Source organism: Pseudomonas sp. FP2254 (assembly GCF_030687695.1).
Taxonomy (GTDB): domain Bacteria; phylum Pseudomonadota; class Gammaproteobacteria; order Pseudomonadales; family Pseudomonadaceae; genus Aquipseudomonas; species Aquipseudomonas quebecensis.
Map to the genome: position 1 here is coordinate 306860 of NZ_CP117444.1, position 26698 is coordinate 333557.

Here is a 26698-nt window from a genome sequence, read left to right on the forward strand (position 1 = left end):
GGATTGCGCCCAACGCCTGTGGCTAACCGCCATGACTCTTCCAATAAAAAAAGGCTCGCGCGATGTTCACACATCCGCGGGCCTTCTTTTTTTGGAAAGTCGACACCAGAAAAGTGACATGGAGCCTGGTGTTGCAGCGCGTACTCAACCCGTAATAAGGAATACAAGAATATGTTGAAGCAACGGATGAGTCTGATCGCTCTGGGGATTTTGAGCGCATCGACAGCAATGGCCAACGACCAGGACCAATCCAAGGGTTTTGTCGAAGACAGCCACCTGAATATCGCTGCACGTAACGCCTACATCAGCCGTGACTACAAAAACGGCAAGCAAGACAAAGCCGAGTGGGGCCAGGGCTTCATCGGCAAATTCGAATCCGGCTTCACCCAGGGCACCGTCGGTGTCGGTGTGGACGTGATCGGTCAGTACGCTATTCGCTTGGACGGTGGTAAAGGCCGCAGCGGCGCTGGCGGTATTGACTTTTTCAAGCAGGGTGACAGTGGCTCAGCCGCCGACGACCTGGCCAAAGGCGGCGCTGCCGTGAAGTTCCGGGTATCCAACACCGTGCTCAAGTACGGTGATCAGTTTCCTAACGTACCGGTTCTGGCCTACGACAACTCCCGTCTGTTGTCCGAAACCTACACCGGCACCTCGATCGTTTCCAAAGAGATCGAAGGCCTGCAACTGGACGCCGGTCACTTCACCAAGGAAGCGCGCAAGAGTGCTGAAGGCACCGACAGCGGTAACCTAAAGAGCATCAACTACCTCGGTGGTAGCTATAAATTCACCGAAAGCCTGTCCGCCGCTCTGTACGCGTCCGATATGGAAGACGTGCTGAAGAAGCAATACGTCAACGTCAACTACGTGCTGGCCCTGCCAGAAAAACAGTCGCTGACCTTTGACTTCAACGGCTACAAAACCAAACTGGACAAGAGCTTCGCCGAACAGCGCGGCGATGCCGATGCCCGTGATAACAAAATCTGGAGCCTGGGCGCTACCTGGGCTGTCGGCCCGCACAGTTTCACCGTGGCCCATCAGCGCAGCACTGGCGATACCGGCTACCTGTATGGCGGCTACCGCGATAACACTCCGGACACCGGCATCGGCGACGGCGGCAACACCATCCTGCTGGCCAACTCCTACTGGTCCGACTTCAACGGCAAGGACGAACGTTCCTGGCAGGTCGGCTACGGCCTGGACTTCACCACCTTCGGCGTGCCTGGCCTGACCTACAACGTGGCCTACGTGCGCGGTACCAACATCGACGACGGTACCAACCGTGGCGATGGCACCGAGCGTGAAATCTTCAACCAGTTCAAATACGTCGTTCAGAGCGGCCCAGCCAAAGACCTGAGCCTGCGCGCTCGTGCGTCCTGGCTGCGCGTCTCCAACAACGCCAGCAACTACAACGTAGGTGGTAACGAACTGCGTCTGTTCGCCGACTACCCGATCAACGTGTTCTGATTGATCGCGCGTTGCGCCTGACTTCAGGCCATAAAAAACCCCGACTGGTTCGGGGTTTTTTTATGCGTGCCGATCAGTCCTGACGGCTTTGCAAAATACTGCGCGCCAGCGAGGCGTTCACGTAGTCGGTGATCAGCGTCAGCCCTTCGTAAGGCTCGATCTTTCGGTTATCGATGCACAACTGCGCCATCTGCAGCACCACCAGGCGCTTCTTCTTGTTGAGCCGCACACCCGGAACGCCAAACACCGTTTTGCGCAGCTCGGGCAGCGGTGCTTCGTCCGTGAGTTCAAGCGTTAGCCAGATGCCCTGGATCGGTTGCAGCGAGACATTAGCGATATGCTCGATCGGCAGCGGCTGCGTCAGGTTGGCAAATACAAAATGCTCCGGCGTGAGGCGCAGCGCGATCTGCGGAGCACGCTTGTAACGACGCACGCCCAGCCACACAAACATCAACGCGATGCTGGCGATGGCCGCGCCGGCACCGAAGGTCGACAGCGGCGTGCCTTTCACGCGCGCCGGGGCGAGCCATGGCAGGCTCATGATCACCAGCCCAAGCACCGCAAACGGCACCGCCAATACCGCTGTGACCAGCGCGCGCCGCCGGCCGCCCTCATGCAGGGCGTGCTCGCCTTGAGCGGAAGCGGCCAATGTTTTCAGCAGTTCAGTTTGTGCCTCGTCTTCGGCGGCCACGGCCTTGATCAAGTCCTCGGACAGCTGTTCGCTGAGGGCCGCTGCCGAGCTGAAGAAAGCCGCGAGCTGCGCCTTCGCCGCTTCGACATCCACCGCGCGGGTGGCGTTGCGTTTGGCCTCTTCCAGCGAAACGTTCAGAGCCTGCAGGCGTTCGCCGTTGCAGGGGTGGGAATCGGTCGGGTGCGGCTGTTGAATGTCCAGCGCCTCGGATGGCAGTTGCAACCCTTGCGCGCGCAACGCGACCAGCACAGCGTCGGTCAGGTCCATTGCCGAGGCCGTCTCGCATTGGCTGATCAACGCTTCTTCAATGTGCGGTTGCAACACCGACACCCGCAACAGCGCCGAGGCCGCCGCCGCATTGCCCGCCAGCCGGGCGCCGGCGGCATCGGCCAGCAACTCGCGTTCGCGGCTCCAGTGGTTTACCGCGTGGTCGAAGCGCTGTATGAAAAATACCCCGAACAGGAACGACGGACGCATCAGCCAGCCCTGGATCAGATCGCTGGCCAGCAGGGTGTCGTGCAGTGCCTCCAGGCTGCGATTGACCCCATCGTAGATCGGCAGAAAGCGCAGGCTGTATTCCGTATCCTGCCCCGCGAAGTGCGCCAGTTCATGGCCGATCACCGCACTGATTTCCGCCGGATTCAACAGCCCCAGATACGGCAACGGCACATGCAGCGTACGCCCGCGCACCGAGGTGTGCGTCGGCAGCAACGTGGCGTCACTGGACGTCACGTAAAAGCCCTGGGCCAGGCTCGCCACAATGTGATCCGGCGGCAATGCACCGAGTTTGACGGCCAATTCATTCACCTGGCGCCACAACCCCGGAGCCTGCTCAGGCATCACCTCGCGCGCGAATATCTCCATGGGCGCGGGCGTGAACATGCCCAGCATGTGGCGCAGTTGCTTGAGCAACAACCAGATCGAATACAGGCAGAACGCCGCAATCACCCCCAGCACCGCCATCAGCTTCACTTCGCCACTGCCCAGCCGGCCGACATGCCACATCCCCAGGCCCTCGTAACACAAGGCCAGCGCGACCGCCGCCGCCATCGCTACCGCATGGCTCACCAGCCCATAGGGCAACAACCGACTGCCTTGGGAGAACACGCGTAATAACGTTTCTCGCGACTGCAACGCCCGCCGCCCCGCCCAGTGCGTCCCGGCCAACGCCGCCAGGCCGATCGCCGCCGCGAGCAAACCGAAGCCCATCACCCAAGGCGCCAACATGCGCATGGCACGGTTCACATGCTCTGCAGTGGGCAACTCGGCTTCGACCTTGTCCAGCCGCGAGAGAGCCAACTCCACGCTGATCTTGCCAGTGGCCAGGTCGATACTCGCCGTAGGGTTTTTGGCCGCGAGCGTTCGCAGCTGCTGCCTGGCGATGCTCACATTGCTGCGGTAATCGGCCATTGCCTTGGTCGTTTCCTCAGCGCGTTGACGCTCCCAGTTACCCAGGGCAGTCAACAGCAGCGGGAAAATCACCAGGAGAGCGATGAGTTTTAGAGCATTCATGGGAGTCCGTTCGCAACGCGGGGTATCGGTTATACCGAAAAAGGCGGGGAGCGGGCAAAGGCTAGGTGTCTTTCCATGCCCGGAGGCTCCGGCCTTAACGCAGGGGCACAAGGTGCTAGGACAATGAGAAGCCCGCAATGGCGGGCTCAAACTCTCTTTTTTGCCGCGTCATACATCTAGCTGTTGCGGCGGGCACCGACGGCGATGACCAGAACCTGAATAGCTTTTCCATCAACACGAAACCCGCATGCGAGTAACGGGGGTCAGAACCCTATTTCTGCCGGGCAGCAGCTAACCCGTGTGCTGCAGCATACCTTCGCGAGTCAATACATGATGAATGGTGGGGAACGTCATCACGTTGCAGCGCGTGCTCAGTCATGCCTCTTTGGCTATGGCGATGAAGTGCGCGCATTTTAGACCTGGGCATTTGGCCGAGGTAGTGATGGTGAATTTTTTAGCTGCTATTCAAGCTGTAAGGAAGGACCCGGCTGGAGTGTCAAAGCGTTTGCCGGTAGGTGATGACGTTGATTACTTTCGCGCGTCGGAAAATTTGCCTGAGTTTGACGGCGAAACGCTGTCGGACCTGGCAGATGGGTCGTAAATGTGAGAATCGGGTCTGAGGCAACCAGACCTCGTTTTTAAGTGTGGACACTTTTTGCGCATTTCGGCCAAAACAACGGCCCAAATTTTTCGCGTTTCCCAAACCCCAGAAACCACAAAGCCCCGCATTGCGGGGCTTTGAGATATGGTGCCGGCACCAGGAGTCGAACCCGGGACCTACTGATTACAAGTCAGTTGCTCTACCAACTGAGCTATACCGGCGTGTTAGGGCGACGATTATAGCGACTGCCGAGGTTCTGTAAACCCCTGAAATCTGACTATTTTTGCGAAAACCCAAGTTTTCGCACATCTCCCTGCATTTCCCTTCACTGCTCGTAAAAATATCAGCGCTCGTGCAATGCCTCTGCCCGCGATTTGATGATCGGCTTGAGCAGGTAGCTCAGGATGCTTTTCTTGCCGGTGATGATGTCTACCGACGCCACCATGCCCGGGATGATCAGCAGCGGCTTCTCATCGGTGCCCAGGTGGCTGCGGTCGGTGCGCAGTTTGATGACGTAGAAGGTGTTCTTCTTTTCTTCGTCCATCACGGTGTCGGCGCCGATGGTTTCGAGTTTGCCTTTGAGCCCGCCGTAGATGGTGTAGTCATAGGCGGTGAATTTGATCACGGCTTCCTGGCCAGGATGCAGGAAGGCGATGTCTTGCGGACGGATTCGCGCTTCCACCAGCAGCGTGTCGTCCAGCGGCACCACTTCGGCGATGTCGCTGCCGGGCTGGATCACGCCGCCGACGGTGTTGACCAGCATCTGCTTGACGATACCGCGCACCGGGGAGGTGACCATGGTGCGGCTGACGCGGTCTTCCAGGCCCTTTGAGGTGGCCTGGGCCTTGCTCAGGTTGGTGCGGGCTTCGTTCAATTGGGCCAGGGCTTCGCTGCGGAATTTGCCGCGGGTTTCGTCGATTTTGCGCTGCACTTCGTTGATCGCCGCCTGGGCGCGCGGGATCGCCAGGGTGGTGCCGTCGAGCATGCCTCGGGTTTCCACCTCGGAGCGCTTGAGGCGCAGTACTTCTACCGGCGATATCGCGCCTTGCTGCACCAGCGGTTCGGACATGCCGATCTCCTGGCGCAGCAGGCCCAGGCTGTTACGGTACTGCTCCTGCTTGGAGCTGAATTCACGCAACTCCTGCTGACGTTGCAGCAACTGTTGTTGCAACCCGCCAATCTCGTCCGCCAGTTGCTGGCGTCGGCTCAGGTACAGCGACTCTTCGTTCGAGGCCTGGTTCGGCGCGGTCTTGCGCGCGTTATCGGAGATATTCAGCGGGCGGTTGTCGACTTCCGCGCTCAGGCGTTCGACGCGCAGTTCCATGGCCACGCGGTCGGCTTCGGTTTCGCCGACGTTGGAGGCAAATCGCGTGTCGTCCAGGCGCACCAGCGGCGCGCCGGCTTCGACAATCTGGCCTTCGTGCACATAGATCTGCGCGACGATGCCGCCTTCCAGGTTCTGGATTTTCTGGATGCGCGAGGAGGGGATCGCTTTGCCTTCGCCCTTGGTTACCTCGTCGATAATCGCGAAGTGCGCCCACAACACCAGGAACACGAAGAAGCCGATCACGCCCCAGATGGTCAGGCGTACGATTCGCGGTGCATCGTCCACCAGCGCCTTTTCCACTTCGGGCAATGGCTGGTCGTCGAGGGAGTCGGTGCCTTTGAAGTAATTGAAGATGCCGCGTTTAAAGCGGCCCGAACCGGATTTAAGCGACACTGATCTGCCCCTTCTTCAGTGCTTCCATCACGGCCGCTTTTGGGCCGTCTGCGAGTATCTGGCCACGGTCGATCACCAGCAGGCGGTCGACCAGGCTCAGCAGCGAAGCACGGTGGGTCACCAGAATCACCGTCTTGTTTTCGATCACCGACTGCAGGCGCTGTTTCAGGCGCTCTTCACCGGTGTTGTCCATGGCGCTGGTCGGTTCGTCCAGCAACAGGATCGGTGGGTTCAACAGCAACGCACGGGCCAGGGCGACGTTCTGGCGCTGACCGCCTGAAAGGTTTTGCCCGCGCTCGCCCACCTGCAGCTCGTAGCCTTGCGGGTGAAGCCTGGCGAATTCATGCACGCCGGCCAACTCTGCCGCTTGCAGCACCATCTCGTCATCCACATAGCGTGCACCGCAGACCAGGTTGTCGCGCAAGGTGCCGGCCAGCAATTGGATGTCCTGGGCCACGTAGCCGATGTTGTGGCGCAACTCGCTGACATCGATCTGGCGAATATCCACGCCATCCACCAGCAGCGAGCCGGAGTCAGGTTGATACAAACCCACCAGCAGTTTGGCCAGGGAGCTTTTACCCGAGCCGCTGCGGCCGATGATGCCGATTTTTTCACCGGGTTTTACGCTCAGGTTGATACCGCGCAGCGCCAGCGTCTGCTGGTTCGGGTAAGTGAAGTCGACCTCACGGAACGTCATCGCGCCTTGCAGCGTTTTACGGCTGAGGGGGCGCTCTTCGAAGTTGCGTTCCTGCGGCAGCTCCATCATCTGGTCCACCGACACCATCGTCACCTTGGCTTGCTGGTAGCGCGTCAGCAGGCCCGAGAGCTGCGCCAACGGGCCGAGGGCACGGCCGCTGAGCATGTAGCACGCCACCAGGCCGCCCATGCTGAGGGTGCCATCGATGATCTGATACACGCCGAAAATGATCATCGCCACGCCGGCCACTTGCTGGATCAGCAGTGTGATATTCATCGCCAGGCCGGACAGCACTTTGACCCGCAGCTCCAGGCGGCTGAGGGTGCCGATGGTCTGTTCCCACTGGTATTGGCGTTCGCTTTCAGCGTTGTTGACCTTCACCGCATCCAGCCCGGCGAGGGTTTCGATCAGGCTCGACTGGCGTTCTGCACTCAGCGCCATGGTGCGTTCCAGGGTCGCGGTGAGTGGTTTTTGCAGAAAGTGGCCGATACCCAGCGCCAGCGGGAAAGCGACAACGGGGATCCACACCAGATGGCCGCCCAGCAGTGCGATCACCCCAAGGATGATCAGCGTGAAGGGCAGGTCAATGAGGCTGGTGAGGGTCAGCGAAGTCAGGAAATCGCGCATTCCTTGGAATTCATGGATGTTCTGCGCATAGCTGCCGACCCGCGCCGGGCGCATTTTCATCGCCATGCCCACGATGCGCTCGAACAGCGTCGCAGAAATGATCAGGTCGGTTTTCTTGCCCGCAAGGTCCAGGCACAGGCTGCGCATGCTTTTAAGCAGCAGGTCGAACAGGTAAGCGCCACAGATACCGATGGCCAGCACCCATAGGGTGGCGGTGGCCTGGTTCGGCACCACGCGGTCGTACACGTTCATCACGAATAATGGCGCGGCCAGGGCGATCAGGTTGATCACCAGGCTGGCGGCGATAGCGTCGGCATATAACCAACGCGAGCGTTTGAGCGTGTCTTTGAACCAGGAGCGCGCGCGGGGGATCAGCGTGCCGCTGGTAACGTCAAATTTATGTTGCGGCTGGGCGAAGAAAACCCGACCGCTGTAATCTTGACTCAGTGCCTCACGGCTGACCTGGACTTCGCCGCCTTCGCTTTCGCTGAGCAACAAGCGCGCGGTGTCACCTTCCCAGCCCAACAGCACTGCACTGCGGCCTTCCTTCAACAACAGCAACGCCGGCAGTGCAATGGTTGGGATCTGCTCAAGCTTGCGCTGCAGCAAACGCCCCTGCAAACCCGCCCGGGCCGCTGCGCGAGGCAGCAGATCCGGGCCCAGGCGCTGTCCGGCCAGTGGCAGGCCGGTGGTCAGCATCGCCCGGCTGGCGGGCTTGTAATGCAGGGAACAGAGCGTCAGCAACCCGTCCAGCAAGGGGTCGTCATGCTGACTGCGCGGGTCATGGTTGAGTTGCGCCACACCTATTTCAGAATCCAAGCTGACTCTCTCTTAATGCAGTTGAACGGTTCAACTCCGTCAAGAATCAGTTCATCCCTGGCAGGTTCACCTTCGTTTTGACTTCGTTTTGCACAACCGATGCCAGCGGCGCAACGACGCCCTGGCTTCGCAGCAGTTGGCCCATATCCGCTTTGATGCGGTATTGCGTGTACAACTGCAGGTTTTTGATCTGCGCCAGGCGCTGCGATGCGGTGAACAGTTCGTTCTCGCTGTCGAGCAAGTCGAGCAGTGTACGCTCACCCAGGCTGAACTGCTGCTGGTATGACGTGCGCACGCGCGTGCTGCGGTCCACGTATTCCTGGGCGATCGGCAATTGCGAGGTGGCGTTGTTGTAGGCGTTCCACGCCAGGCTCAATTCCTGGTTCAACTCACGCAAGGCATTGTTGCGGATATCCAGCGCCTGGGACGCCTGGGAGGCCTTGGACTGCAGGTCGGCCTTGTTGCTGCCGCCCGAGTACAGGTTGAACTGCATGCGCAGCATCGCGGAGTAACCGTTGTCGTGGCCTTCTTCGCCGCCGACATTGTTGTTGGCCGAACGCTGCAGCTCTGCGTCGAAGCGTGGATAGAACGTCGACTTGGCGGATTCGTACTGCTTTTCAGCGGCAGCGATGTCCGATTCGGCCGAGCGCAGCACCGGGCTGCTTTCCACCATCTGCCGGCGTGCCTCATCGAGGCTGGCAGGCATCAGGGCGACGAAGCCCTGCGGCCGTTCCAGTTCATCGGGCTCTTGGCCCACGGCGCTTACATAGTTGGCTTTGGCGTCTTCAAGGTTGGTCTGCTCGGTCAGCAGGTTATTGCGCGCCTGGGCCAGACGGGCTTCGGCCTGGTCCATATCGGCCATCCGGCCGACCCCGCGGCTGGTGCGCAATTTGATCTGGTCGAAGATGCGCTCGTGGCTCTTCAGGTTGTCTTCTGCCAACTGCACCATCTCGCGACGAGTCAGGACATCCAGATAAACCTGGGCAACGGTCAGCGCGGTGCGCTCGGTGGTATTGAGCAGGGCATAACCGCGAGAGTTGGCGGTGGCCTGCTGGCGCCCGACTTCATTCTGCGTCCCGAAACCCTGGAACAGGTTTTGCTGGAGGCGAATGCTCGACTCGCCGCGATTCAGGGTTTTCCAGTCATGGCTGTTGCTGGCGGCGCGGGTCGACGTGTTGTCGGAGCTTTCACGGCCATAACCGCCCAGCAAATCGATTTTAGGCAGGTAACCGCCCTGGGCTGCCCGGACCTGATAGTCGGCAGCGATACGTGCGTTGACGGCGGCCTGAATCTCCGGGTGAACATCCACAGCCTTCTGCATGGCTTCTTGCAGTGTTTGAGCCTGTACGAAACTTGCCGCGAGAACAAACGGCACAGCTGTGAATAAGTGCAAACGCATTCTGATTTTTCCCCGGGGATTGGTTGCCTGAAAGCCGCAACAAACTTGAAATATTGCATGGGAGTGGCAACTCGAAATGCCCGTTTTTATTGGGCGCCGGAGGGCGCAAACAGAAAGTCGCGAAGCCGCTTAAATATCAATGTGACATTACCGGGCGGATTGTTTAGGATGACGCCCAATAGGTCAATACCTTGACGGAAAAGTAATTTTTCTGGCGCGCCATCAAAAAATTGACGCCAGTAAGTTTTCGAAGAAATTAAGTACTCCAGCTTATTGAATCGGCACCAGTGACAGGGCCGGTCTCCTGGGTGGATACCCCCTGAATGGCAATACACGGAGAGTCTTTTATGAGCAGCGTTGCGGTCGTCAAAAGCATTGTCGGTCAAGTGTTCGCAGTATCCCCAGAAGGGATCCGCCGCCTGCTGGTAGAAGGTGATCGTCTGTTCGCCGGCGAGCTGGTCGACACTGGCCCGGCGGGCGCCGTTTCGCTGGAACTGACCGATGGCCGCGTCATTGACCTGGGCCGCGACACCCAGTGGAGCGCCAATGCACCTGACTCGACCACCGACCTCAGCGCCGCCACCGCTCAAGCAGCACCGTCCGTCGCCGAACTGCAGCAAGCCATCGCCGCCGGTGCCGACCCGACCCAAGATCTTGAAGCCACTGCGGCAGGCCCGACCGCAGCCGGTGCAGATGGCGCCGTCGGCGGCGGCCATAGCTTTGTCGTGCTGGAAGCGACGGCCGGTGTGGTCGACCCAACCATCGGTTATCCGACCAACGGTTTAAATGCTGCAGATGCGGCGGCTAACACCCTGACCGGCGCTGATAACAACGGCGTCGACCCGCGCAACGTCACTATTACCCTGACCGCCACGCCGACCATCACCGAAGCCGGTGGCGTAGTGGTTTACACCGTGTTCGTCACTCAGGCCCCCACCAGTGACCTGACCGTCACGCTGTCCAATGGCCTCGCTGTGGTAGTCGCGGCCGGCCAGACCTCGGGCGCCCTGAACGTCACCTTCGCCGGCAATGACACGCCTTACCTGGACGCCTCGTCGATCTCGGCCACCATCGCCGGCACCTCCGGCGGCGGCAACCTGATCATCACCACCGACCCGACGCCGGCCGTCACTCAGGTCAATGACACCATCGACACCACCACCGTTACGCTCACCGCGACGGCTTCGGTGGATGAAGGTGGCAAAATCGTCTACACCGCCACCGTGAACAACGCCGCGCAGACCGACGTCACCATCACGCTGTCCAACAACACCACCATCACCATCGAAGCCGGCAAGACCACCGGCACCGTGAGCGTCGATACCCCAGTCAATCTGGCTGATGGCAAAGACCTTAGTGTCAGCGCGACCATCACCAGTGCGACGGGCGGCAATTACGAAAACCTGGCAATCAACCCGCAGGCAGCCACCACCACCGTTAACGCAGTGGATGACCCAAGTGTTTTGCAGGCGGATAGCAGCACCATTGCCGAAGATGGCGTTGCCACCGGCAACGTGCTGACGAACGACAGCGATATCGACAATGTCTTGTCGGTCGCTACGTTCAACGTCGGCGGTGCGACGTTCATCGCCGGTCAAACGGCTGTCATTGCTGGCGTCGGCTCCATCACCATCGCGGCTGATGGCGCTTACACGTTCACGCCGGTCAAGGACTTCAACGGCGACGTGCCGCAGATTGGCTACACCACCAATACCGGCTCGAGCAGCACGCTGGTGGTCAAGGTCGACGCAGTGGACGATCCGAGTGTCCTGCAAGCGGACAACGGCAGTGCACGGGAAGACGGCGTTGCTACCGGCAATGTACTTGCCAATGACGTTGATGTGGATAACGTGCTGAGCGTTGCCACGTTTAATGTCAACGGCACCACTTACACTGCGGGCCAGACGGCCGTTATCGCGGGCGTTGGCTCGATCACCATTGGTGCTGATGGCGCTTACGCCTTTACGCCGGTTAAAGACTTCAACGGTGATGTGCCGCAGATTGGCTACACCACCAACACTGGTTCCAGCAGTACCTTGGACGTGAAGATCGACCCGGTCGATGACGCCAGCGTCCTGCAAGCCGACACAGGCAGCGCGACGGAAGACACCGTTGCTGCCGGCAACGTGCTGACCAACGACAGCGATGTGGACAACGTGCTGACCGTTGCCAGCTTCAATGTGGGTGGAACCACTTACTCCGCTGGCCAGACGGCCATCATTGCAGGCGTGGGTTCGATCACCATCGGCACCGACGGCGCTTACGCCTTCACCCCTGTCAAAGACTTCAATGGTGATGTGCCGCAAATCGGCTACACCACCAACACCGGTTCCAGCAGCACCCTGGACGTGAAGATCGACCCGGTCGACGACGCCAGCGTTTTGCAGGCTGACACCGGCAGCGCCAAGGAAGACACGGTTGCTACCGGCAACGTGCTGACCAATGACAGCGACGTCGATAACGTCCTGACCGTTGCCTCCTTCAATGTGGGTGGGACCACCTACACCGCCGGCCAAACCGCCGTCATTGCTGGTGTGGGTTCGATCACCATCGGTGCCGACGGCGCTTACGCCTTCACCCCTGTCAAAGATTTCAACGGTGATGTGCCGCAAATCGGCTACACCACCAACACCGGTTCCAGCAGCACCCTCGACGTGAAGATCGACCCTGTCGACGATGCCAGCGTCTTGCAAACCGACATCGGCAGCGCGAAAGAAGACACCGTTGCCACTGGCAACGTGCTGACCAACGACAGCGACGTCGATAACGTCCTGACCGTTGCCAGCTTCAATGTGGGTGGGACTACTTACGCCGCTGGCCAGACGGCCATCATTGCAGGCGTGGGTTCTATCACCATCGCTACCGACGGTGCTTACGCTTTCACGCCGGTTAAAGACTTCAACGGCGATGTGCCGCAAATCGGCTACACCACCAACACCGGCTCCAGCAGCACCTTGGACGTGAAGATCGACCCGGTCGACGACGTCAGCGTCCTTCAGGCCGATACCGGCAGCGCGAAAGAAGACACCGTTGCCACTGGCAATGTGCTGACCAACGACAGCGACGTGGATAACGTGCTGACCGTTGCCTCCTTCAATGTGGGTGGAACCACTTACACCGCCGGCCAAACCGCCATCATCGCGGGTGTGGGTTCGATCACCATCGGCACCGACGGTGCTTACGCCTTCACCCCGGTTAAAGACTTCAATGGTGATGTGCCGCAAATCGGCTACACCACCAACACTGGCTCCAGCAGCACTCTCGACGTGAAGATCGACCCGGTCGACGACGCCAGCGTCTTGCAGGCTGACACTGGCAGCGCGAAAGAAGACACTGTTGCCACTGGCAACGTGCTGACTAATGACAGCGACGTGGACAACGTCCTGACCGTCGCCAGTTTCACCGTCAATGGCACTAACTACCAAGCGGGCCAGACCGCTGTTATCGCCGGCGTGGGTTCGATCACCATCGGCACCGACGGTGCTTACGCCTTCACGCCGGTTAAAGACTTCAACGGTGATGTGCCACAAATCGGCTACACCACCAACACTGGCTCCAGCAGCACCCTGGACGTGAAGATCGACCCCGTCGACGACGCCAGCGTCTTGCAGGCCGACACCGGCAGCGCGAAAGAAGACACCATTGCCACCGGCAACGTGCTGACCAATGACAGCGACGTCGACAACGTCCTGACCGTCGCCAGTTTCACCGTCAACGGCACTAACTACCAAGCGGGCCAAACCGCCGTCATTGCAGGCGTGGGCTCGATCACCATCGGTACTGACGGCGCTTACGCCTTCACCCCGGTTAAAGACTTCAACGGTGATGTACCGCAAATCGGCTACACCACTAACACCGGTTCCAGCAGTACCTTGGACGTGAAGATCGACCCGGTCGACGACGCCAGCGTTTTGCAAGCCGACACCGGCAGCGCCAAGGAAGACACCGTCGCCACCGGCAATGTGCTGACCAACGACAGCGACGTCGATAACGTCCTGACCGTCGCCAGCTTCACCGTCAACGGCACTAACTATCAAGCGGGCCAGACCGCTGTTATTGCTGGTGTGGGCACAATCACCATCGGCACCGACGGTGCTTACGCCTTTACGCCGGTTAAAGACTTCAATGGTGATGTGCCGCAGATTGGCTACACCACCAATACCGGCTCCAGCAGCACCCTCGACGTGAAGATCGACCCGGTCGATGACGCCAGCGTCCTTCAGGCCGACACCGGCAGCGCGAAAGAAGACACCGTTGCCACCGGCAATGTGCTGACCAATGACAGCGACGTGGATAACGTCCTGACCGTCGCCAGCTTCAATGTGGGTGGGACTACTTACGCCGCTGGCCAGACGGCCATCATCGCGGGCGTGGGTTCGATCACCATCGGTACTGACGGCGCTTACGCCTTCACCCCGGTTAAAGACTTCAATGGTGATGTGCCGCAAATCGGCTACACCACCAACACCGGCTCCAGCAGCACCCTCGACGTGAAGATCGACCCTGTCGACGATGCCAGCGTCTTGCAGGCTGACACTGGTAGTGCCAAGGAAGACACGGTTGCTACCGGCAACGTGCTGACCAATGACAGCGATGTGGACAATGTCCTGACCGTTGCCAGTTTCACCGTCAACGGCACTAACTACCAAGCAGGCCAAACCGCTGTTATTGCTGGTGTGGGTTCGATCACCATCGGTACTGACGGTGCTTACGCCTTTACGCCAGTCAAAGACTTCAACGGCGACGTCCCACAAATCGGCTACACCACCAACACCGGCTCCAGCAGCACCCTCGACGTGAAGATCGACCCTGTCGACGACGCCAGCGTCCTGCAGGCCGATACCGGCAGCGCCAAGGAAGACACCGTCGCCACCGGCAACGTGCTGACTAATGACAGCGACGTCGACAATGTCCTGACCGTTGCCAGCTTCACCGTCAACGGCACTAACTACCAAGCGGGCCAAACCGCCGTCATCTCGGGCGTTGGCTCGATCACCATCGGCACCGACGGCGCTTACGCTTTCACGCCGGTTAAAGACTTCAATGGTGATGTGCCGCAAATCGGCTACACCACCAACACCGGTTCCAGCAGCACCCTCGACGTGAAGATCGACCCCGTCGATGACGCCAGCGTTTTGCAAGCCGACACCGGCAGCGCCAAGGAAGACACCGTTGCCACCGGCAACGTGCTGACCAACGACAGCGACGTCGATAACGTCCTGACCGTTGCCAGCTTCAATGTGGGTGGAACCACTTACACCGCCGGCCAAACCGCCGTCATCGCGGGCGTGGGTTCGATCACCATCGGCACCGACGGCGCTTACGCCTTCACCCCGGTTAAAGACTTCAACGGCGACGTCCCACAAATCGGCTACACCACCAACACTGGTTCCAGCAGCACCCTCGACGTGAAGATCGACCCCGTCGATGACGCCAGCGTTTTGCAAGCCGACACCGGCAGCGCCAAGGAAGACACCGTTGCCACCGGCAACGTGCTGACCAACGACAGCGACGTCGATAACGTCCTGACCGTTGCCAGCTTCAATGTGGGTGGAACCACTTACACCGCCGGTCAAACCGCCGTCATCGCGGGCGTGGGTTCGATCACTATCGGCACCGACGGCGCTTACGCCTTCACCCCGGTTAAAGACTTCAACGGCGACGTCCCACAAATCGGCTACACCACCAACACCGGTTCCAGCAGTACCTTGGACGTGAAGATCGACCCGGTCGACGACGCCAGCGTTTTGCAAGCCGACACCGGCAGCGCCAAGGAAGACACCGTCGCCACCGGCAATGTGCTGACCAACGACAGCGACGTCGATAACGTCCTGACCGTCGCCAGCTTCACCGTCAACGGCACTAACTACCAAGCGGGCCAAACCGCCGTCATCTCGGGCGTTGGCTCGATCACCATCGGCACCGACGGCGCTTACGCCTTCACCCCGGTTAAAGACTTCAATGGTGATGTACCGCAAATCGGCTACACCACCAACACCGGCTCCAGCAGCACCCTCGACGTGAAGATCGACCCTGTCGACGACGCCAGCGTCCTGCAGGCCGATACCGGCAGCGCCAAGGAAGACACCGTCGCCACCGGCAATGTGCTGACTAACGACAGCGACGTCGATAACGTCCTGACCGTTACGAGTTTCAACGTCAACGGCACTAACTACCAAGCGGGCCAAACCGCTGTTATTGCTGGTGTGGGCTCGATCACCATCGGCACCGACGGCGCTTACGCCTTCACCCCGGTTAAAGACTTCAACGGCGACGTCCCACAAATCGGCTACACCACCAACACTGGTTCCAGCAGCACCCTCGACGTGAAGATCGACCCTGTCGACGACGCCAGCGTCCTGCAAGCCGACACCGGTAGCGCGACGGAAGACACCGTTGCCACTGGCAATGTGCTGACCAACGACAGCGACGTGGATAACGTCCTGACCGTTGCCTCCTTCAATGTGGGTGGAACCACTTACGCCGCTGGCCAGACGGCCATCATTGCAGGCGTGGGTTCGATCACCATCGGTACTGACGGCGCTTACGCCTTCACCCCGGTTAAAGACTTCAACGGTGATGTACCGCAAATCGGCTACACCACTAACACCGGTTCCAGCAGTACCTTGGACGTGAAGATCGACCCGGTCGACGACGCCAGCGTTTTGCAAGCCGACACCGGCAGCGCCAAGGAAGACACCGTCGCCACCGGCAATGTGCTGACCAACGACAGCGACGTCGATAACGTCCTGACCGTCGCCAGCTTCACCGTCAACGGCACTAACTACCAAGCGGGCCAAACCGCCGTCATCTCGGGCGTTGGCTCGATCACCATCGGCACCGACGGCGCTTACGCCTTCACCCCGGTTAAAGACTTCAATGGTGATGTACCGCAAATCGGCTACACCACCAACACCGGCTCCAGCAGCACCCTTGACGTGAAGATCGACCCGGTCGACGACGCCAGCGTTTTGCAGGCCGACACCGGCAGCGCCAAGGAAGACACCGTTGCCACCGGCAACGTGCTGACCAACGACAGCGACGTCGATAACGTGCTGACCGTTGCCAGCTTCAATGTGGGTGGAACCACTTACACCGCCGGCCAAACTGCCGTCATCGCGGGCGTGGGTTCGATCACCATCGGTACCGACGGTGCTTACGCCTTTACGCCGGTTAAAGACTTCAACGGTGATGTGCCACAAATCGGCTACACCACCAACACCGGCTCCAGCAGCACCCTTGACGTGAAGATCGACCCGGTCGACGACGCCAGCGTTTTGCAGGCTGACACCGGCAGCGCCAAGGAAGACACCGTCGCCACCGGCAATGTGCTGACTAACGACAGCGACGTCGATAACGTCCTGACCGTTACCAGCTTCACCGTCAACGGCGCGAGTTATGTTGCCGGCCAAACCGCCGTCATTGCAGGCGTGGGTTCGATCACCATCGGTACCGACGGTGCTTACGCCTTTACGCCGGTTAAAGACTTCAACGGTGATGTGCCACAAATCGGCTACACCACCAACACCGGCTCCAGCAGCACCCTTGACGTGAAGATCGACCCGGTCGATGACGCCAGCGTCCTGCAAGCTGACACCGGCAGCGCGAAAGAAGACACCGTTGCCACCGGCAATGTGCTGACCAATGACAGCGACGTGGATAACGTCCTGACCGTCGCCAGCTTCAGCGTCAACGGCGCGAGTTATGTTGCCGGTCAAACCGCCGTCATTGCAGGCGTTGGTTCGATCACCATCGGCACCGACGGCGCTTACGCCTTTACGCCGGTTAAAGACTTCAACGGCGATGTGCCGCAAATCGGCTACACCACTAACACCGGTTCCAGCAGCACCCTGGACGTGAAGATCGACCCGGTCGACGACGCCAGCGTCCTGCAAGCCGACACCGACAGCGCGAAAGAAGACACCGTCGCCACCGGCAATGTGCTGACCAATGACAGCGACGTGGATAACGTCCTGACCGTTGCCAGCTTCACCGTCAACGGCACTAACTACCAAGCGGGCCAGACCGCTGTTATTGCTGGCGTGGGTTCGATCACCATCGGCACCGACGGCGCTTACGCCTTCACCCCAGTCAAAGACTTCAACGGCGACGTCCCACAAATCGGCTACACCACCAACACCGGCTCCAGCAGCACCCTGGACGTGAAGATCGACCCGGTTGACGACGCCAGTGTCCTGCAGGCCGATACCGGCAGCGCCAAGGAAGACACCCTCGCCACCGGCAATGTGCTAACCAACGACAGCGACGTCGATAACGTCCTGACCGTTGCCAGCTTTAATGTGGGTGGGACTACTTACGCCGCTGGCCAGACGGCCATCATTGCAGGCGTGGGTTCTATCACCATCGGTACCGACGGTGCTTACGCCTTCACCCCGGTTAAAGACTTCAACGGCGACGTCCCACAAATCGGCTACACCACCAACACCGGCTCCAGCAGCACCCTGGACGTGAAGATCGACCCTGTCGACGATGCCAGCGTCTTGCAGGCTGACACTGGTAGTGCCAAGGAAGACACGGTTGCTACCGGCAACGTGCTGACCAACGACAGCGACGTGGACAACGTCCTGACCGTCGCCAGCTTCACCGTCAACGGCGCGAGTTATGTTGCCGGCCAAACCGCCGTCATTGCAGGCGTGGGCTCGATCACCATCGGCACCGACGGCGCTTACGCCTTCACCCCGGTTAAAGACTTCAACGGCGACGTCCCACAAATCGGCTACACCACCAACACTGGTTCCAGCAGCACCCTCGACGTGAAGATCGACCCCGTCAACGACGCCCCTGTACTGGGCAACGCTTCGACCAATGCCTTCGGCGACACCTACATCGAAGGCAAGCCAGGCGGCTACATCGCGGCGAACCTGACGGTCAGCGATGTGGACAACAGTACCCTGCAAAGTGCCAAAGTCACGCTGGTCAATCCCCTGGCAGGAGACTTACTGATTGCAGATGCAAGCAATGCGAAAATCACCGTCAGCTATGACAAAGGCACCGGCGTATTGACCTTGTCCGGTGACGCCACCAAAGCCGAATACCAGGAAGTCCTGCGCTCGGTGCACTTCGCCAGCGAAAGCCAGAACCCGGCCCCGACCGACCGCACACTGACCATCACCGTCAACGATGGCCAGCTCGATTCGGCCCCTGTGACTTCCGTGGTGAAGGTGGTTCCGGTCAACGATCCGCCTGTGGTGCAGTTCGACAGCACCACGTTCACCGAGCAAGCCGAGGCCGGTGCACTGGTCAAAAACCTGAGCATCAGCGACGTCGACAACACCACTTTCAGCAAAGTGGTGGTCACGGTCGATAAACTGGCGTCTGGTGACCTGCTAAGCAGTGCCGATGTGCTCAAGGCACTGGCCGTTGCCGGGATTACCATCACTCAGAGCGGCAGTGCCGCCGATGGCAAAATCGTCTATACCCTCACCAGCAACTCGTCGGCCGGCAGCAGCGCGGCTGACTTCACCAAAGTGGTTGAAGCGATCACCTTCCAGACGCCGGGCAATAACCCGGTCGGCACGGATCGCAGTGTCACCATTGACGTCACCGACATCGGCGGCGGCAACCTTGACCGGGAGCCACCGCAGACCGGCAGTGCCACCGGCAAGGTCACCATCGATCTGTTCAACGATGCACCCACCGCAGCGGCCAACCCGGCTGGTGCAGATGAAGACCATGCGGCGACGATCGTACTGAGCGGCACCGATGTGGACGGCACCGTCGCCAAGTTTGTCATCACCGCATTGCCGGAAAACGGCAAGCTATACAGCGATGCCACCCTGCAAACCGAACTCAAAGCCGGCGACTCAGTGCCGGCGGGTGTCGACGGCAAAGCCTCGGTTTATTTCTCGCCAACCGGCGACTGGAGCGGCAGCACCTCGCTCACCTTTACGGCGGTCGACAATGGCGGTAAAGCCAGCGCCGATACCACTGCAGCAGTCACCATCGCCCCAGTGACCGACACCCCGCACCTGGGCCTGCTCGGCGGCGGCGTCGTGACCGCGATCAACTTCGACAGCGCCCATCTCAACGGTTCGTGGAGCACGGTCGCGGTCGGCGCTGCCAATAACGCAGCAGGTAACGGTACCCCTGCGGCCACCCAGTGGTTGACCGGTAACAGCGACGGCAAGGTCGAGATTGGCCAAAGCAGCGTCTACGGTGTCGGCACCCCGGGCAACAGCCAGGTGATCGAGCTGGAAAAAAATGCCGGCGACGACGCCAGTCTGTACACCATCATCAAGGCCGAAAGCGGTACGGCGTACACTATCAGCGTCGACTACTCGCCACGTGCGGGGGCCGAGAATAACTCGGTGATCGACGTTTTCTGGGGCGGCGTCAAGGTGGGCACCCTGGATGCAACTACCGTAGGCATGAAGACCTACACCTTCGTGGTGCCTGTCACCGCTGACGGTGATGCCAAGCTCGAGTTCAAGGCGCCTACCAGCAATTCGCTGGGTGGCGTGATGGACAACATCAGCGTCACCCAGGTACTGAACACCGGCCTGGAAGACCACGCGATCAAGCTGTCCGCGATTGACGCTTACGCCACCGACAAGGATGGTTCCGAGACGCTCAAGCTGGAGGTCAGCGGTATTCCGAGCGGCGCGACCCTTTCCGACGGTGCGGGCCATACCTTCACCGCGACGGCAGGCATCCAGAGCATCGACATCAGCACCTGGAACAAGGCCACACTGGTCTTTAATCCTGCGCCGGACACCAATGGCCTGGTGAACCTCACCGTAACCGCCACCGCGCAGGATGGCGCAGCATCGCCGAAGTCCGAATCGATTACGTTGCCGATCAACGTCATCGCAGTCGACGACCCTAGCGTTCTGAAAGCTGATATCGGCAGCGCGCAGGAAGACACCGTTGCCACCGGCAACGTGCTGACCAATGACAGCGACGTCGATAATGTCCTAACCGTTGCCTCTTTCAATGTGGGTGGAACCACTTACACCGCCGGCCAAACCGCCGTCATGGCGGGCGTGGGTTCGATCACCATCGGTGCCAACGGTGCGTACACCTTCACGCCGGTCAAAGACTTTAACGGCGACGTGCCGCAAATCGGCTACACCACCAACACCGGCTCCAGCAGCACGCTGAATGTGAACATCGTGGCGGTGGATGATCCGAGTGTTCTTAAGGCTGATACCGGCAGCGCGCGGGAAGATACCGTTGCCACCGGCAACGTGCTGACCAATGACGTCGACGTCGATAACGTCCTGACCGTGGCGAGCTTTAACGTCAATGGCACCAACTACACCGCCGGCCAAACCGCCGTCATTACAGGCGTGGGTTCAATCACCATCGGTGCGAACGGCGCCTACACCTTCACACCGGTTAAAGACTTCAACGGCGACGTGCCGCAAATCGGCTACACCACCAACACCGGCTCCAGCAGCACGCTGAATGTGAACATTGTGGCGGTCGATGATCCGAGTGTTCTTAAGGCTGATACCGGCAGCGCGCAGGAAGATACGGTTGCCACCGGCAACGTGCTGACCAACGACAGCGACGTGGACAACGTGTTGACCGTGGCGAGCTTCAACGTCGGTGGCACCACCTACACCGCCGGCCAAACCGCCGTTATTACAGGCGTGGGTTCGATCACCATCGGTGCGAACGGCGCCTACACTTTCACGCCGGTTAAAGACTTCAACGGCGACGTGCCGCAAATCGGCTACACCACCAACACGGGTTCCAGCAGCACGCTGAACGTGAACATTGTGGCGGTGGATGATCCGAGTGTTCTTAAGGCTGACACCGGCAGCGCGCAGGAAGACACCGTTGCCACCGGCAATGTGCTGACCAATGACAGTGACGTTGATAACGTGCTGACCGTTTCCTCCTTCAATGTGGGTGGAACCACTTACACCGCCGGCCAAACCGCCGTCATGGCGGGCGTGGGTTCGATCACCATCGGTGCCAACGGTGCGTACACCTTCACGCCGGTCAAAGACTTCAACGGCGACATCCCACAGATCGGCTACACCACCAACACAGGTTCCAGCAGCACGCTGAATGTGAACATCGTGGCGGTGGATGATCCGAGTGTTCTTAAGGCTGATACCGGCAGCGCGCAGGAAGATACGGTTGCCACCGGCAACGTGCTGACCAATGACAGCGACGTCGATAATGTCCTGACCGTTGCCTCCTTCAATGTGGGTGGAACCACTTACACCGCCGGCCAAACCGCCGTCATCGCGGGCATTGGTTCGATCACCATCGGTGCCAACGGTGCGTACACCTTCACGCCGGTCAAAGACTTTAACGGCGACGTGCCGCAAATCGGCTACACCACCAACACGGGTTCCAGCAGCACGCTGAATGTGAACATCGTGGCGGTCGATGATCCGAGTGTCCTCAAGGCTGATACCGGCAGTGCGCAGGAAGACACCGTTGCCACCGGCAACGTGCTGACCAATGACAGCGACGTGGACAACGTGTTGACCGTGCGAGCTTCAACGTCGGTGGCACCACCTACACCGCTGGCCAAACCGCCGTCATCGCGGGCGTGGGTTCGATCACCATCGGTGCCAACGGTGCGTACACCTTCACCCCTGTTAAAGACTTCAACGGCGACGTGCCGCAAATCGGCTACACCACCAACACAGGTTCCAGCAGCACGCTGAATGTGAACATCGTGGCGGTCGATGATCCGAGTGTCCTCAAGGCTGATACCGGCAGTGCGCAGGAAGACACCGTTGCCACCGGCAACGTGCTGACCAATGACAGCGACGTGGACAACGTGTTGACCGTGGCGAGCTTCAACGTCGGTGGCACCACCTACACCGCTGGCCAAACCGCCGTCATCGCGGGCGTGGGTTCGATCACCATCGGTGCCAACGGTGCGTACACCTTCACCCCTGTTAAAGACTTCAACGGCGACGTGCCGCAAATCGGCTACACCACCAACACAGGTTCCAGCAGCACGCTGAATGTGAACATCGTGGCGGTCGATGATCCGAGTGTCCTCAAGGCTGACACCGGCAGTGCGCAGGAAGACACCGTTGCCACTGGCAACGTGCTGACCAATGACAGCGACGTCGATAATGTCCTGACCGTTGCCTCCTTCAATGTGGGTGGAACCACTTACACCGCCGGCCAAACCGCCGTCATCGCGGGCGTGGGTTCGATCACCATCGGTGCCAACGGTGCGTACACCTTCACACCGGTTAAAGACTTCAACGGCGACGTGCCGCAAATCGGCTACACCACCAACACCGGCTCCAGCAGCACGCTGAATGTGAACATCGTGGCGGTGGATGATCCGAGTGTCCTCAAGGCTGATACCGGCAGTGCGAAGGAAGATACGGTTGCCACCGGCAACGTGCTGACCAACGACAGCGACGTGGACAACGTGTTGACCGTGGCGAGCTTCAACGTCGGTGGCACCACCTACACCGCTGGCCAAACCGCCGTCATTACAGGCGTGGGTTCAATCACCATCGGTGCGAACGGCGCCTACACTTTCACGCCGGTTAAAGACTTCAACGGCGACGTCCCACAGATCGGCTACACCACCAACACCGGCTCCAGCAGCACGCTCAATGTGAACATCGTGGCGGTCAACGATGCGCCGACGGCAGCCAATGGTGTTGTCGCGAGCAATGAGGACACCTCGGTCGAACTGACCTGGGCGACTTTCGGTGTCAAGGATGTGGACTCGTCCAATCCGAAGGTGGTGTTCACCAGCCTGCCTGCCGGTTCCATCGAGTACAACGTCAACGGCACGTGGGTCAAACTGACGTCGGCGGACCTGAAGACCGATACCTCGGCGGGCAAGGCGTTCAGCCAGTCTGATTTCGATAACCACAACGTGCGTTTCACCCCGGCGGCCAACGAGTCGGGTGACAACAGCTTCGGCGGCACCGGTGTGGGCAACATGCAAGTCGATTACACCCAGCTGAAGTTTCAGGCTACCGACGGCACTGCCTACAGCGATACCAAGATCATCACTGTGGATATCCACCCGGTGACGGACGTTCCTGTCGTGACGGTCGGCGCATTCAGCGGTGTGCCGACCGGCCTGATCATTCAAACCTGGAGCGGCGGCAACCTGCGCACTGATTTGGGAACCAATGGTAACGGGGTGGCCAATTCCAGCGATCTGATCCGCGTGATCGACGCCAAGACCGCCGCCAGCGCGATCACCAGCGGCGTGACCAGCAACGTCAGCAACGGCAATGTGGCTGAGGGGACCGCGACCAAAGTGTCCGGCCTGGTCTATATGGAAGCCGGTAAGAGCTACACCTTCACCGGCACCGCCGACGACAGCCTGGCCATTACCGTGGGCGGCAAGTTGGTCGCCACCGAAACCTGGAGCAAGGGCAGCGCGATTACCGGCACGGCCTTCACTCCGGCGGAGTCGGGTTACTACACCCTCGACATCTACCACTACAACCAGGCCGGCGGCGGCAACTACGACGTCAATGTGTCGATCAACAGCGGCCCGTCGATGTCGCTGGGCAACAGCGGCCTGCAGACCTACACCAGCGTGGACGCCTTGAAAGCGGCCGGCGCGGTGCTGGGCGACAGCCATGTGGTCAATGGCGAAGGCTATTACACCGGCTACGTCTACAACCGTGGCCTGGAAGACACCGCCATCAAGGTCGCGCCGATCACTACCACGTTTGTCGACAACGACGGCTCGGAATCCCACAAGGTGGAAATCAGCGGCCTGCCCGCCGGCACCGTGATCACTGACGGCACCACGGGCCACAGCTTCACGTCGACCGGCGCATCCACGCTGTACGATGTCAGCACCTGGAACCTGAAGACCCTGACGGTTACGCCGTTCAAGGATTCCACCGCCAGCTTCGATATCACCGTGAAAGCGACCGCCAAAGAATTGAGCACCGGCGTTGAAGCGGTCACAACCGGCAAAGTGAGCATCGTGGTCACTGCCGTCAACGACGCGCCTACCCTGGACCTCAGCACCGCGGACGGTTCTGTCGCCACGGGCTTCAACACTTCATACACCGAGCGCGGTACCAGCGGCGTTGCGATTACCGGCAACGTGGCCATCAGTGACGTCGACAGCACCCAGATGCAAAGCGCGACCATCACCCTGAAAAACGCGAGTTCGGGTGACGTGCTCAGCTCCAACCTAGTGGCTGTGGGCGGTACCTACAAAGGTGTCACCGTGACCAGCGTCGGCACGGATGTCAGCGGCAAGATCGTGCTGACTCTGTCGGGAGTGGCTGATGCGGCGACCTACAAAGCGTTGCTTGAGTCGTTCCAGTACTCCAGCACCAGCAAGTACCCAGCCATTGGTGAACGCACCATCGACATTGCCGTGACTGACAACGAAGGTAGCAACAGCCTGAGTTCGTCGGTAGCGACGACCACCATTACGGTCAAGCCTCAGGTCTACACGCCAGTCACGGAAGGCGGTGCGGCGGCGGATACCATTGATCTGGGCTCCAGCTCGGCCAACAACATCGTGGTCGGCGACAAGGGTGGCATCACCACTCCGGGTGCCAACTACAACATCGCGTTTATCGTCGACACCTCGGGCAGTATCGAGACGAGCGCGATGACGTCGATCAAGACCCAGCTCTCGAGTATCTTCGATACCCTGATCGCCAACGCCAAGCTGACGGGGTCCGGCGTGGTGAAAGTGCTGTTGGTCGACTTCGATACCAAGGTTGAATCGCAGGTGTCAGTCAACCTGGCCGACCAGGCTGCTGCCAAGGCCGCCCTGCAGACAGTGTTGAACAGCATGGCTTCGGGCGACGCGACCAACTACCAGGATGCCTTCAACGCGGCAACTGCCTGGTTCAAGAGCAATGACGCGACCAGCAACGCCGGTGCAAAAAACCTGACGTATTTCATTACCGACGGTGAGCCGAATGTCTACAACGCTACGTACGACAACATCAGCCTGGGGTATACCAGCTCTTGGTGGGGGGCCAACGTTACCTTTGACAACAAGGTCAACGCCTACACCTACACCCTGGGCCAGACCACTCCGGTCACTGCAACGATCTACGGTCAGACGCAGGTCATTGTCGACAAAGACGGCAAGGTTTACTCGTACGATTCGTACGGCACCAAGAGCTTCGAAGGGTATGTTGTCTCCGATGGCCGCGGTGGTTTCGATGTCGCGGGCGCTACCGGCAATTCCGGCCGTTATGATTACGCGCTGGAAAACGCCAAGGCCGCTTACACGGCGCTGACGACTTCTGTCACGGGTGGGGTTGAGGTACAAGCCATCGGCCTGGGCAACAGCGTCGATAAGGACATGCTTCAGAAGTACTTCGACAGCGACAAGACAGTCAGCACCATCGACACCGCGAAGCTGGCCGATACCATTACTGGCCACACGGCCGATACCGGTGCCGACAACGTCTTCGGCGGCTCGGGCAACGACATCATCTTCGGTGACCTGATCAGCTACAAAGGCCAGGAGGGCGGCGCCGCGCTCAAGGCGTTCGCCGCCGAGAAGCTGTCCACCACCGTCGACCAGATCGATGACCGCAGCTTGCATCAGTACATCACTGAACACGTGCAGGACATCGGTGCTCTGGCCAACGCGTCGAACATCTATGGCACCAATGACGGCGGCGATACCCTGATCGGTAACGCCGGTAACGACATCCTGTTCGGCCAGGGCGGCAACGACGCTCTCTCCGGCGGCGTAGGCAACGACATCCTGGTGGGCGGCAAAGGTAATGATGTGCTCAGCGGCGGTGCGGGTGCCGATACCTTCGTGTGGCTCAAGGGCGACACCAACACCAACGGCGGTTTCGATCGCATCACCGACTTCAAGCACGGCGAAGGCGACAAGCTGGACCTGTCCGATTTGCTGCAAGGCAATAACGACACCAACCTGGCTAACTATCTGAAGCTATCAACCGATGCTTCGGGCAACTCGACGCTGAGTGTCAGCAGCACGGGCGCATTCACCGCTTCAGGTGGTGGCACGGCCGATGTCACGATCAAGGTCGATGGCGCGAGCTGGGGCAGTGGCAGCGCCGCGATCAACAGCCTGATCGCCGGTGGCGACCTGACCGTCAAGCATCACGACTGATCCTGCGGCGGCGCCAATCTTTCGGGATTGGCGTCCCTTGGGCATCAGCGTCGGGAAAATGTGTGTAATCTCTGCAGAGGCCGCGCGCGGCACCTGCAGGGATTTTTTTATTGGG

7 protein-coding genes and 1 tRNA gene are annotated in these 26698 nt (G+C 59.9%); 3 read left to right on the forward strand and 5 right to left on the reverse strand.

Translation table 11 applies throughout. The features are described from left to right. The first annotated feature begins 171 nt into the window (after positions 1-171). On the forward strand, positions 172-1464 hold the full coding sequence (locus PSH94_RS01390) for an OprD family porin (RefSeq protein WP_181081001.1): 1293 nt from the start codon (positions 172-174) through the stop codon (positions 1462-1464). 73 nt (positions 1465-1537) lie between these two features. Here PSH94_RS01390 and PSH94_RS01395 read toward each other — a convergent pair whose 3' ends face one another. From PSH94_RS01395 to PSH94_RS01415, 5 genes are all read right to left on the reverse strand, one after another. Then, positions 1538-3667 (reverse strand): M48 family metallopeptidase, encoded by a 2130-nt coding sequence (locus tag PSH94_RS01395; protein WP_305436202.1) that lies wholly within the window; start codon positions 3665-3667, stop codon positions 1538-1540. A gap of 746 nt (positions 3668-4413) precedes the next feature. Next, positions 4414-4489 (reverse strand) — tRNA-Thr (locus PSH94_RS01400). A gap of 122 nt (positions 4490-4611) precedes the next feature. Continuing rightward, the gene (locus PSH94_RS01405) at positions 4612-5988 is read right to left on the reverse strand and encodes an HlyD family type I secretion periplasmic adaptor subunit (RefSeq protein WP_305436203.1); all 1377 of its coding nucleotides are present in this window, start codon (positions 5986-5988) and stop codon (positions 4612-4614) included. Then, a complete protein-coding gene (locus PSH94_RS01410; protein ID WP_305436204.1) occupies positions 5978-8131 on the reverse strand; it encodes a type I secretion system permease/ATPase in 2154 nt (717 codons plus the stop codon). Before PSH94_RS01410 ends, PSH94_RS01405 begins: the two co-directional genes overlap by 11 nt. Positions 8132-8177: 46 nt before the next feature. Beyond that, positions 8178-9530 carry a TolC family outer membrane protein gene (locus PSH94_RS01415; protein WP_181080986.1) on the reverse strand — a complete coding sequence of 451 codons (1353 nt, stop codon included), beginning with the start codon at positions 9528-9530 and terminating at the stop codon, positions 8178-8180. Positions 9531-9877: 347 nt separating this feature from the next. Here PSH94_RS01415 and PSH94_RS01420 point away from each other — a divergent pair, with 347 nt between their 5' ends. Then, entirely contained in the window at positions 9878-22180 is a 12303-nt protein-coding gene (locus tag PSH94_RS01420; protein ID WP_305436206.1) for a retention module-containing protein, read from the forward strand. Continuing rightward, the gene (locus PSH94_RS01425; protein WP_305436208.1) at positions 22063-26583 is read left to right on the forward strand and encodes an S-layer family protein; all 4521 of its coding nucleotides are present in this window, start codon (positions 22063-22065) and stop codon (positions 26581-26583) included. The genes PSH94_RS01420 and PSH94_RS01425 overlap by 118 nt, the downstream gene beginning before the upstream one ends. Positions 26584-26698: the final 115 nt, after the last annotated feature.